General features: G+C 36.0%; 12 protein-coding genes. 8 read left to right on the top strand and 4 right to left on the bottom strand.

Features of this window, described 5'->3' with window-relative positions; all coding sequences use genetic code 11:
* The first annotated feature begins 73 nt into the window (after window positions 1-73).
* Window positions 74-1087: a flagellar basal body P-ring protein FlgI gene (locus XJ32_RS08275; RefSeq protein ID WP_372446116.1), complete on the top strand. Its 1014-nt coding sequence runs from the start codon at window positions 74-76 to the stop codon at window positions 1085-1087.
* Window positions 1088-1269: 182 nt separating this feature from the next.
* On the opposite strand, the gene XJ32_RS08270 is transcribed toward XJ32_RS08275, so the two are convergent.
* A complete protein-coding gene (locus tag XJ32_RS08270) occupies window positions 1270-2577 on the bottom strand; it encodes a DUF2972 domain-containing protein (protein ID WP_254422324.1) in 1308 nt (435 codons plus the stop codon).
* Complete coding sequence (locus XJ32_RS11975) at window positions 2537-2836, bottom strand: hypothetical protein (RefSeq protein ID WP_155761494.1); 300 nt, start codon at window positions 2834-2836, stop codon at window positions 2537-2539. Before XJ32_RS11975 ends, XJ32_RS08270 begins: the two co-directional genes overlap by 41 nt.
* Window positions 2837-3100: 264 nt before the next feature.
* On the opposite strand from XJ32_RS11975, the gene XJ32_RS08260 reads away from it, so the two are divergent.
* On the top strand, window positions 3101-4603 hold the full coding sequence (locus XJ32_RS08260) for an outer membrane family protein (RefSeq protein ID WP_254422323.1): 1503 nt from the start codon (window positions 3101-3103) through the stop codon (window positions 4601-4603).
* A 635-nt stretch (window positions 4604-5238) separates the two neighbouring features.
* Here XJ32_RS08260 and XJ32_RS11970 read toward each other — a convergent pair.
* Window positions 5239-5391: a hypothetical protein gene (locus tag XJ32_RS11970; protein WP_155761493.1), complete on the bottom strand. Its 153-nt coding sequence runs from the start codon at window positions 5389-5391 to the stop codon at window positions 5239-5241.
* A gap of 269 nt (window positions 5392-5660) precedes the next feature.
* Between XJ32_RS11970 and XJ32_RS08255 the strand changes: the two genes are divergently transcribed.
* The 6 genes from XJ32_RS08255 (at window position 5661) to XJ32_RS08230 (ending at window position 10942) form a co-directional block, all read left to right on the top strand.
* Entirely contained in the window at window positions 5661-6362 is a 702-nt protein-coding gene (locus tag XJ32_RS08255; RefSeq protein ID WP_077388985.1) for a hypothetical protein, read from the top strand.
* Window positions 6363-6563: 201 nt separating this feature from the next.
* Complete coding sequence (locus XJ32_RS08250) at window positions 6564-6935, top strand: hypothetical protein (RefSeq protein ID WP_077388984.1); 372 nt, start codon at window positions 6564-6566, stop codon at window positions 6933-6935.
* Window positions 6936-7394: 459 nt separating this feature from the next.
* Entirely contained in the window at window positions 7395-8576 is a 1182-nt protein-coding gene (locus XJ32_RS08245; protein WP_077388983.1) for a PLP-dependent cysteine synthase family protein, read from the top strand.
* Window positions 8577-8789: 213 nt separating this feature from the next.
* Window positions 8790-9587, top strand: coding sequence for a DNA-methyltransferase (locus XJ32_RS08240; RefSeq protein WP_077388982.1), 798 nt, complete (start codon window positions 8790-8792; stop codon window positions 9585-9587).
* A complete protein-coding gene (locus tag XJ32_RS08235; RefSeq protein ID WP_077388981.1) occupies window positions 9577-10176 on the top strand; it encodes an HNH endonuclease in 600 nt (199 codons plus the stop codon). The genes XJ32_RS08240 and XJ32_RS08235 overlap by 11 nt, the downstream gene beginning before the upstream one ends.
* A 70-nt stretch (window positions 10177-10246) precedes the next feature.
* Window positions 10247-10942, top strand: a complete 696-nt coding sequence (locus tag XJ32_RS08230) for a lysozyme inhibitor LprI family protein (protein ID WP_077388980.1) — start codon at window positions 10247-10249, stop codon at window positions 10940-10942.
* A gap of 113 nt (window positions 10943-11055) precedes the next feature.
* Here the strand turns inward: XJ32_RS08230 and thiS are convergent, their stop codons facing one another.
* Window positions 11056-11256 carry a sulfur carrier protein ThiS gene (gene thiS / locus XJ32_RS08225; protein ID WP_034564104.1) on the bottom strand — a complete coding sequence of 67 codons (201 nt, stop codon included), beginning with the start codon at window positions 11254-11256 and terminating at the stop codon, window positions 11056-11058.
* Between the last annotated feature and the right edge of the window lie 90 nt (window positions 11257-11346).

Genomic DNA, 11346 nt, shown 5'->3' with positions numbered 1-11346 from the left:
TTTGAGTGTGTTTATTGTGGATAGGTTTGTGCTACAATGACAAAAGGATTTTTACATTAAAAGGATTTATATGATTAGAAGTCTTATCTTAGCATTATGTTTTGTTGCGGCGCTGCAGGCTGAAAAGATTGGCGATCTCACAAATATCGCTGGTGTGAGGGATAACCAGCTTATGGGCTATGGTATTGTTATCGGGCTAAATGGCACAGGCGATAAGGGCGGGTCAAAATTTACCGCACAATCTATGGCAAACATGCTAGAGACGATGAATGTAAAGGTTACTGCCGATGATATTAAGTCTAAAAATGTCGCGGCAGTCATGGTAACCGCTTCCCTGCCACCATTTGCAAGACAGGGCGATAGAATCGATATAAAGATTTCTAGCATTGGGGATGCAAAGTCCTTGCAAGGTGGCACACTTGTGATGACACCGCTAAATGCGGTTGATGGGCAGATTTATGCGGTAGCCCAAGGTGCTATTAGTGTGGGTAAGGGTGATAGCCTTGTGAGTGGGACTATTAATGGCGGGGCAACGATTGAAAAGGAAGTGATATATAATCTTGCAAATCAGTCAAGCACGACTCTAAGCCTTAAAAAATCAGACTTTCAGAACGCTATAAAAGTGCAAAATAAGATTAATGAAGTCTTTGGGGATAACTCCGCTACTGCCCTAGATTCTAGAACGATTAAGATTAATAAGCCAAATAATTTAAGCATGATTGAGTTTCTAGCCTTAGTCCAAGAGGTAGATATCCCCTACTCTGCTAGAGAGAAAATAGTAATAGATGAAAAGTCTGGCACAATCGTATCTGGCTTAGGTATCAGCGTGCAGCCTATCGTGCTTACTCATGGGGATTTAACACTAAAGATTACAAATGAATTTGATACAAATGATAAAAGCACAAAAGTAGATTCTATGACACTTGACCCACAGACAAACACACTAAGTAGCAACGGGCAAACACCAACTGTTGCAAGTGTAGTAAGGGCATTGCAGCGACTTGGAGCAAGCCCACAAAGCATTGTGTCTATCTTAGAAACTATGAAACGAAGCGGGGCTATCGCTGCGGATATTGAGGTGTTGTAAGTTGGTTTGATAATTGTCGGAGTTGTATGGATCTTGAAAACGATATATAAACTTATGTTGGAATTATCGTTACAAAAACCTTTAAAACAATGCTATGTTGCAAAAAATAATGAAACGATCGCACAAGAAGATATAGGGCTATGTAGCAACCACTTCTTAGGGTTTATATCTATCATTACGCATTATATATGTGATTCTATATTTTCGCATATCCTTTCAAATCCTTGGTAGTAGTCCCAACTTGCTACAATATCAGGTCGGTTTTCCTTGATATGTGCTAATTCTTTGTCAAAGATTTTTTTATATTTCATAGCTAGTATTGAATCTTGTCTAAATCTTTCTAATATATCATTTTCATCGAGCCGCTTGTTATTTTCTATGTTTGCGCGATTTTCCAACTCTTTTAGGAAACCTTGTAAATATTCCCTTGTAGCCTTAAATAATTCTTGTTTTGTTTGCAATTTTGCAAATGAATCTTTAGTCATAAGTAAATATAAGTTTTGAAACGGAATAGCAATATTAAGATTTTTGCTTATATCTACATAATTATCAAGGCTTTGAATCTGTGGTGTAGTAATAATAATTCTGTATTCCACCTCATTATCCATATAAGAATCTTTAGAATCTTTTATGGCAAGATTCTCATTTTCTTGCCCTCTAAACATAAAAGGCATATCACATTCTCTAACTATTAAAACACGCGGCAATAAACCCAAAAGCATACCGCCATTTACTTTTGCTTCAAATATATCCCTCTCTTTTGGTGGTGTAAAACCATATTCTTTTGCAAGCTTTTGAAAAGTCGCAAAGGCTTGTGTTTCCAAAATCTCATTAAATGCGATATATTGTATCTTGCTTACATGTTTTAGTGCTTTTGCTCTGCGTTGTATCGACAAGGCTGTTACACCATTTTCATCGCAAGATTCTTCGCTTTCTAACGCATCAAGGCTTGGGGCTGTGGGATTAATCCAGTATCTAATGCTATCAAGAAATATTCTATAATCTGTTTTTAAAGTACATTCATATTGATATTCTCTCTCGCCTAAGTGATTGACTATAGGTCGATAAATCGATATGGGATCTCGAGCAATGATAAGCAAAGGGACATGAGAATCTATTAAGGAAAATAGCTTTTCTCTCCCATAGAGATTTCTACCGCTAAGATAGATAATGCAGTATTTTTCGCGATTATTCACAAGCGTATTATAAAAATGTTCGTATTCAAGCTGTGGTTCTATATTACCCGTCCATAGCTCTGCTACGCAAACGCCGCAATATTCAAAAAATTTCTTCATAGCCTGATAGCCCGCACCATAAGTTGCCATATAGATAAAATTGTAATAACGCGGTAAGGGCATATTGTAGTGATAAGCTATGCTAGATTGGGTTTTTTCGTAGTCAAAAAGTGTGGGATTTAAGAGTGGAAAATATTGCGTTTTAGGATTGCAATCACTTATGGGGGGGGGGGGTAATATACGGATTCTCTCCATATTTACTTTTAAACTCAGATGAATTTAACCATGCGATATGGGCTTTTAGTGTTTTTGCAAAAAAGAATGGAGAATCTAGCAAGACATTCTTGTAGGTTTCCTCCAAATTATTAGACATGAGCTTAAATTGTCTTAACTCTTTCTTATTCAGCATTATTTTTGGATAAAGCGACAAAAATAAATGTATATTGAGTGGAAAAAATGTTTTTCTACATTTTGCTAATATGCGTTTTACTTTCTTAGAATCTTTAAGTCCCATACAATTAACCTTATATTTTAAAATCTCAAAAAGTGTAATTTTAACACAATTTTTAATATATTGCATTGACATATATAAAGCAATTACAAGCGATAAAGGCATGTTGTGCGGTAAAAAATGTGTATATTTTACACATTTTGAAAGAAAAAGATTTAAAATATTTTTTACAAACTACAAAAAATCCCCATATAAGCCATTTTTTTGGAAAATTATTTATTTTTTATGCAATAATATTGAACCTAAAACGAAACTGAAAGGAAATGTATGATAGGAAACTTGAGAAATTTGACAAAATACACAAGCATTGCCCTGCTTGTTGGTAGCTCTTTTGCGATGGCAGATTGTGGTGATGAGACTGAAGGGAATCTTTTTGGCTATGAGAGATGTGCTAATGAGGATAGTAAATTCTTTACACTCACTGGAAATGTAGGGACTTTTACTAAAGCTGGTTTTAATGGTGGCAAGGTTAATACTACAAACAACTTTTATCCAACTGAAAGCTTTACAAGTGTGTTTGGTGAGGTTAATGGTAAGTTTGATATTAATGCAGTGTATGAAAATGATTATTTCTCAAAGTTTGAAGTAGGTATTGGTGCAGCGGCGGCTGGGCTTGCTTGGGATACTACGAAGTATGATGGCGGTCAAATTACTGGCAACTCAGGTTTAAGTGGCGGTAGTGGATTAAACAACCAATATATAGGTTCATGGGGTGGTTATCTTGGCAATGAAACTACATCTTATACCAACAATCGCCAAATTTTCGTGCATAATGCCTATGTTGATTTACAGGCGAACTCTTTTAACCTAAAGCTTGGTAGATATGAATCTGGCATGGATTATTTTAGTGGCTATACACAAGGTTTTAACTTTGATTGGCATACTGATTATGGCGATACAGAATCTAAACCTGCAAATGAAGTGAAAGTATGGTGGTTTAGCTCATTTGGTCGTGCATTTGCTTACTCGCAATGGTTCTTAGACTACTATGCGGTAAAAACAACCGATGGAAAAGCGAGTTATGGTATCCACTCAGTTGGTGTTGATGTTACGCATGGTGGGATTTCTGATACAGATAATGGCTTTGCTTATGGTGATACTTTGCTTGTTCGCCCATTCCTTTACTTTTATCCCGGACTTTATGAAGCACCGGGCTTAAAAGCGGTGTATGAATATCAGTTTGGTAATGGACTTGGGTTTAAGGTTACAGCTCAAGGTTTTGGACTTCATGTGCATAAAGCTTTCACTGGAGCAGGCAAGAGATACAATGAATATGTTGATGAATGGAGTGGGAATCTCAACCTAATCGCACAAGGTAATATCTATAACTATAATGTGCGTATAGGCTATTATGAAAACTTTGGTAGTGCAAACTCACACTTTGGGACCTATGGGAATCCAATGGGGCTAGACTTTTGGACTGCGAGTGTATATGACATAGGTGCAAGCATTAGTGATACAATCAACAGAAATGCAAGGACTGGGTATCTCTCTGGTGGTGGTCATTATGACTTAGAGTATGGCACACTCTCATGGGATTTGCTTGGCAGAATCACAAGAAGCCCTAGAAGTGATGAAGAGAGCATTGCCCTGTCTGTAAATCATGCTTTCAAAAATGGTTTAGCAGTGGGATTAAAACTAGAGTGGTTTAGAGATACTACAAAGGCTGGATATAATCCGGGTGCTCAACTTAATGGAAGTCAAGCTTTATCTAAAACGCAAACAGATGATAGAAGCCATGCGTTTTTCACACTTGATTATAGATTCTAGGTTGCTGTAGGATCTATCAAGCAGGATACTTTGGGTATAGGCAATTTTATATTGCTGTCATTATTACCAGATCTAGATTTTGTATGTTCTTATTTACAAAAAAAGGGGGGGGGGGTTACCCATTATTTCTTGTAATTTCTTTATATAACTTTCCTATTTTCAATATTTCTTTTTATTTTATATATTTTTTGAAGTGTCTTGCCCTTTTGTACCCATAACTTTATTCTTGCAAGCTAAAACTCATCTATTAAGATGTTATTTATATGATTTTGATAATGTTTGCTTTGTTGCAGGTGATATAAATCTAGATTTTTAACCACTTGAGAGAGTGTAGGGCTTGTGGTGTATTTTTATTAGATCTAGGTGCAAGTTTAGGGTAATTCCTAAAAAATTCTACAAATCACCGCAAGATATTCCCTTGAAGTTTTCGTTCATGTTGTTTTGTTGGAAACCAGATTCTCTCTTTTTTGCTTAGATTTAGGGCTTGTAGATTCTAGAACCTTATCATATTAAACATTACGGAAAAGGTAAAAATCTTTATCTGAATCTAAGTATAGGGTTTATTCTTTACTTGGATTCTATGCTTAGAGATTTCGCTACGCTCAATATAACAAGTATTAGATTCTAGTTTCCCACTATTTTGCTTCCCAAGCCTTGCACTCACCCATAAAGGTAGAGAATCTAGAATGCTTGTCATGCCTTGTGAGTGTGATTAAGATTTCATTTGTATGAGTGTCAAGTAAAATACTTCCCTTATAATCCTTGCTAGATTGTTTGCAATCACGCAAACAACTACTAGAATCTTACAAAGCACACACAAACACAATGCAATGATAACACAATCCCTACCGACACACAGCTTTTTAACCCTAAACACAAAATACTAGCAACAAGTTTCTCATACTAAGCAATTCCACAAAAATATTATTATGAGTAATGTTAGACAACAAAAAGTGGCAATCACACAATCATGTAAATACGATAGACATCATAGATAAACTTGCCTTTTTTTAAAACTTGTTAAACTTTCATTTACATTTTATTTAAAAGGATTTATATGAAAGCACTTCATAATTTAAAGTTTGTTGCTAAAAGCTTAATGTTGTCATGCGTTGTTGCAAGTATCGCAAATGCAAATGTTACCCCCCCCCCCCAAAGTGATGACACAAGCGAAATAGAACAAGAATATAGTAAAAACTCGTTTGGCGTTTATGTTAAAGTTGGTGTAGGCTATTCTACGCAAGTGTATTGCGATCCAACCACATATACCTGTCATACAAAATATTATTATCATTTTGTCCCCAGTGTATCAGCCTATTATGCATGGAGGGCAAGTAATGGTATGGGTGTAGAAGTCGCACTTGAATATGAGTATAATGCTAGCAATGGTATAGGGGATTATATAAAAATTGATGACACTTTGTATATTCTAAATACCCCATATAGCATGAAGGCAAGTAGAAACTTTTTTACTCCAGCACTTTATTTCTCACAAGTATCGGGCGGCGCAGTGTGGCGTGTAGGGCTCGGTTACGATATGAGTTTGCCCTCTACGCTTGGCTCTTTAACTGCAAGTTATCAAGGTGTTGCAATTATGAGTTCTAGTGAATGGATTCTCAATAAAAATAATGCTATTGGAATCTTTGTAAAAGGCTCGTTTAGGTGGCTTAACTTAACCGCAGGAAGAGAATCTACATCCGAATTTGATCACATCATGCTTACACTTGGTTTAAACTATCGCTTTAATATGGGCTTTTAAGGGGGCAGTATGATAACAAAGATTTTGCATTGCATATTGTTTTTAAGTGTTTTATTCTTTAGTGCGTGTATGTAGCGGCCCAAATATGATCCTAAAAAAGATTATAGCTTCAAGGCGAGTGATACAGATACAACTTTTTCAAATCTGCCAAAAGGTAAAACAAGGCTTTATTTTTATAGGGAAAGTGCCTTTCAAGGCTCATTGATACGCTACAATATCAGCACACATCATGGTAAGTTTAATGTCAATAAGCCGTTTTTAAAGGATTATGAGTTTGCATTTTTTTCAACACCGGGTTTTGCATATTATGTTGATATGGATACAAAGGATTCTATCACGCTTTATGCAAAGACTGAAAGTCCGCATACATTTTCTTTTACACCAAAAGAAGATTCTATATATTGCTTTATGACTGGCTTAAATATGGGCTTTTTTGTAGGCAGACCTTACTTTGTGCTTGTTGATATGCCAACATGTAAAAAGCAGGTAGCAAAACTCATAAAAAAGGATTCCAAACAATACTGGGAGAGATATAAGAAAGATTTTATTAAAAAGCGTGCTAAATCAAAGTAGTTGAAAACTCTGCTTGATAAATCTTGCTGATAGATTATGAAAAAAGTTTATTGAATAATCAATGGATATGAGCTGATACCGCTAGATGTGGTCGTGTGACACATATCCATGTGTTTAAATCTAAAAACATAAAACAACACCAACATTACAGAATTTTGATATATGTCTCATGGATTCTGCAGCAAGTTTTACTTCTAAGGGTAAAAAAATACTGGAAATAACTTTTGTGTTCCAAAACAAACAAGCTACTTTTGGTAAAATCTCACAAACAAAAGCAAATATTAAAGAATCCTTTGTGTCTATGATTTTAAATTACGGATTCTACCCTTTTCCCTTAATTTTTATCTCGTTTATAAAAAATAACAAAAATTAGAAGTAAAAAAAAGTTATAATAACATTTACCATACAATTAAAAGTCTTATTTACTATATTTTATAATCTAAAAATTAAAGGATATAAATGTTTTTTCACTCAAGCCTTGAACTTATCGGTAATACGCCACTTGTGGAGCTTTCACGCATAGCCATTCCAAATAATAATCGCATTTTTGCTAAACTTGAATCCTACAACCCCGCTGGTGGCGTGAAAGATCGCGTAGCCTTGCATATTTTGCAAAAGGCAAAAAAGCAGGGTAAGCTACATAAAGATTCTGTGGTGATAGAAGCAACCGCAGGAAACACGGGGCTAGGCATTGCCTTTGTATGTTTGCATTTTAATATCAAGGCGATTTTAGTCGTGCCGGATAAATTTTCCATTGAAAAGCAGATTCTAATGCGAGCTTTAGGGGCAGAAGTGATTAACACGCCAAAAGAGCTAGGCATACAAGGTGCGATTGATAAAGCTAAAGAACTGCTAGATTCTACTCCGCATTCTTTTAGCCTACATCAGTTTGAAAATCCGCTTAATCCTGAAGCACATTATCTTACTACTGCAAAAGAGATTTATGCGGATATGCAGGGGGTGCGGGATTCTAATATACGAGATTTTGGGGGGAATATAGAAACTTGCGAAACTAGTCTAGAGAAGTCAAGTGGCAATCCGTGCGGCAGTATTTGCGAGGAAAAATCGTGGTTTTTGCGTAATACGGGTTTGACTTCGTCTGCACCAAGCGAACAAACAAGGAGTTTATTAAACATAAATGACGCAGTTTGTGAGCGTAGAATCCACGATTTTAACCGCGTGCAGACAAAGTCAAACCCGTATTACGCAAAAGACAACGCACAAAAGCAAAAGCCAATTTTTGATTACTTTGTGGCAGGTGCTGGGAGTGGCGGCTCTTTCAGTGGGATAGCAAAATACCTAAAAGAGCAGGATTGCCGAATCAAAGCTGTGCTATGTGATCCTATTGGTTCAGTCATTGGCGGAGGACAAGAGAGCTGTGCGAATATTGAGGGCATTGGCAATAACTTTATCCCAAAGACTATGGATACAAGCCTTATAGATTTGGTGCAAAAAATTAGCGATGAAGAAGCGTATCAAGGGCTAAAGATCTTAGCTAGAGAGGAGGGAATCTTGGCTGGAATCTCATCAGGGGCGTGTTTGCAAGCGTGTTTAAAACTCGCCCAAGAAGTAGAAAACAAATTCATTGTAACGCTCTTTGCCGATGATTTAAGCAGGTATTTGAGTAAGAATCTTGTGTAGCAGGATAGTGAGTAGCAAAAAGATTCTATAAACCTGCTACAATGGTAGTTTTACAAAATTGCCACATTGCTAGGAAAGATTTATGGACTTCACACAAGAAAAAGACTTGCAAAGGGATATTTGCTCCGTGCTTGATATGGACTTTTATCAAATAAAACACTTCAATACTATTATTAAAACAATAATTTTTAAATACCTAATAGGGCTTCAACAATGACAATACCATTACACAATACATCTTTTAGCTACAAAAACACAACATTATTCAATCATACTTGCCTTGATAAAACGATTTTGCAAGAAAACTCGCTTGATTTAATCATCACTTCCCCACCTTATAATGTAGGTATTGAATACAACTCCAATGAAGATTCTAACTCTTATGAAAGCTATTTAGAATTCTCTCAAAAATGGATAGAAAATTGCTATTTTTGGGCAAAAGATGGGGCAAGATTCTGTCTTAATATCCCACTTGATAAAAATAAAGGCGGAAGTCAAAGCGTGGGGGCGGATTTAACCACTTTAGCAAAGCAAATTGGCTGGAAATATCATAGCACGATTATTTGGAATGAGGGTAATATCTCACGCCGCACAGCTTGGGGGAGTTGGCTTAGTGCATCTGCTCCTTATGTTATCGCACCTGTGGAGCTTATACTTGTGCTTTATAAAGGGGCTTGGAAGAAAAAGTATAAAGGAGAGAGTGATATAAGCAAGGAAGAGTTTATGGCTTGGACGAATGGATTATGGAGCTTTAACGGGGAGTCTAAAAAACGCATAGGACACCCAGCCCCTTTTCCTAGAGAGTTGCCGAAGCGGTGCATTAAGCTATTTTCTTATGTAGGTGATGTGGTGTTTGATCCATTTTGTGGCAGTGGCACAACAATGATAGAATCTTATCTTAACAATCGGCAGTTTATAGGCATTGAACTAGATAGGGAATATTGCGAACTAAGCAAAAAACGATTTTTAGAAACAATCCAAAAAGAAAGGGGAATTTTTGATGAAAAATAATGGCTCTCAACTTGATTTAATAATGGAATTTTTTAAGGCAAATCCAAAACGAGATATTAAACACCCTGAAGTGGTGGATTGGGTTGTTAAAGAATGGCAAAAACGCACAGGGAAAGTTTTTAGAGACCCAGATAGAGGTATTAGAAGTTTGCACCAAAAAGGCTATTTGCAAAAGATTGCAAAGGGAGTTTATCACTATGACCCAGATTCTATCAATTTAAGGCAAGATTTAGAGGATTTTAGTCAAGCTTTAAAAAAGCAAATTTTAGAGCGAGATAATTATAAATGTGTGATATGTGGAATGGGTAAAAAAGAAGGAGTTGAGCTTCATATAGACCATATAAAACCAAAGGATTTAGGTGGAAAAGCGGTTTTAGAAAATGGGCAAACTCTATGTAGTAGACATAATTTTTTAAAGAAAAATCTAAAGCAAACTGAAACGGGCAAAAAGATGTTTATCCAAATGTTAGAATCTGCAAAAGATTCTGGTGAGAGTGAGCTTGTGGCATTTTTAGAAGAGGTTTTAAGCATTTATGAAAAGCATAATATCAATGGGCATATAGTATGGAAAAAGTCAAGTGGTATATAATCTTAGAATCTTATTTTATTCTATGTGCTAGAATCTTTGCATTTAACAAACAAAGCAAAGGCGGTGATTTATGGGCGTTTTTATAAGATTATTTAAGGTTAGCACAAAGGCTAAGATTCTAATGCCTTTGGCGTTTATGGCGTTTATGGCGTTTGCTGATAGTGAGAGTTTGCAAAAGTTGTTTAAGGAATACAATGTAAGCAAAGACAAGCAAGAGTATATCAAAAAGCAATGCGATAGGGCTAATTTTGACTTCAATCCTAAAAATAAGCAAGAGCAAATCTATCTCTTTGAAACAACGCAAATTGATTGTTGGGTGCAAAACTTAGGCGAAGTGCTAGGCTCAACACAAGGCATTCTAGCTTCACTTAATTATGGCTATGATGAGTATGACAAGCTTTTAAACAAATACTACAAACTCTACCGCGCTGAAGTAAAAAAGCAAAACAAAACCACACCAACAGGGGCTTTCTCTCACGAGCCCAATATCCAAAGTATAAAAAATGGGCAAGACACACTGCTAGAAGAGCAAAGAGCGTGGCTTAAGCTCCGCGATAGCTATGAAGCATACACAAAGGCACACCACGCACATATTTATGACATAAATGGCGGTGGCACGATATATAGCATTGAAGCAAGTAATGCAAGGCTAGGATTCTTAAAAATGCGCTTAAATGAGCTATTTTCACGCTATTTGATGATGATAACAGATGGTGGCATAGGGTTTGATAGTATGTTTGGATGTAATGTAGATGGGGATATATAGCGACTTAATATGCGATAAATGATGTAAAAACTGGGTTAAGAATGCAGAATCTAAGCTAGGATTTCGAACGAACTACTTAAGATTCTAACCTAAAAGTCATATTTAAAATCTAATCAACCACCACTCATAAATTGCAAAAGCTCTAACTTATCATGTTCTTTCAAATACACTTGTGTCCATGTGTCTTTTTTTACTACATTTGCATTTAGAGAAATTGCGACGATTTTATCTTCTACTTCTAATTGCTCTAAAAGTTGTGTGATTGTGATGTTATCCGCTATATTTTGATGTTCGCCATTAATAGAAATTTGCATGATATTCTCCTAATAAAAAGATAAAAAACGCTTCATTCTAACATACTTCTGTCAAACTCACCTAAGATTCTATGTATATTTATAGCGATA

This window comes from Helicobacter bilis (assembly GCF_001999985.1).
Classification (GTDB): Bacteria; Campylobacterota; Campylobacteria; order Campylobacterales; family Helicobacteraceae; genus Helicobacter_A; species Helicobacter_A rappini.
Note: the sequence above shows the minus strand (reverse complement) of the source record. Positions and strands in the feature narration are given on the sequence as shown.

Excerpts from the sequence above, each read along its gene's own strand:
- XJ32_RS08240 (WP_077388982.1), top strand. The coding sequence starts at position 8,790 with ATGACAATACCATTACACAATACATCTTTTAGCTACAAAAACACAACA.
- XJ32_RS08230 (WP_077388980.1), top strand. The coding sequence starts at position 10,247 with ATGGGCGTTTTTATAAGATTATTTAAGGTTAGCACAAAGGCTAAGATT.
- XJ32_RS08235 (WP_077388981.1), top strand. The coding sequence starts at position 9,577 with ATGAAAAATAATGGCTCTCAACTTGATTTAATAATGGAATTTTTTAAG.
- XJ32_RS08245 (WP_077388983.1), top strand. The coding sequence starts at position 7,395 with ATGTTTTTTCACTCAAGCCTTGAACTTATCGGTAATACGCCACTTGTG.
- XJ32_RS08270 (WP_254422324.1), bottom strand. The coding sequence starts at position 2,577 with ATGGAGAGAATCCGTATATTACCCCCCCCCCCCATAAGTGATTGCAAT.
- XJ32_RS11975 (WP_155761494.1), bottom strand. The coding sequence starts at position 2,836 with ATGGGACTTAAAGATTCTAAGAAAGTAAAACGCATATTAGCAAAATGT.
- thiS (WP_034564104.1), bottom strand. The coding sequence starts at position 11,256 with ATGCAAATTTCTATTAATGGCGAACATCAAAATATAGCGGATAACATC.
- XJ32_RS08260 (WP_254422323.1), top strand. The coding sequence starts at position 3,101 with ATGATAGGAAACTTGAGAAATTTGACAAAATACACAAGCATTGCCCTG.
- XJ32_RS08255 (WP_077388985.1), top strand. The coding sequence starts at position 5,661 with ATGAAAGCACTTCATAATTTAAAGTTTGTTGCTAAAAGCTTAATGTTG.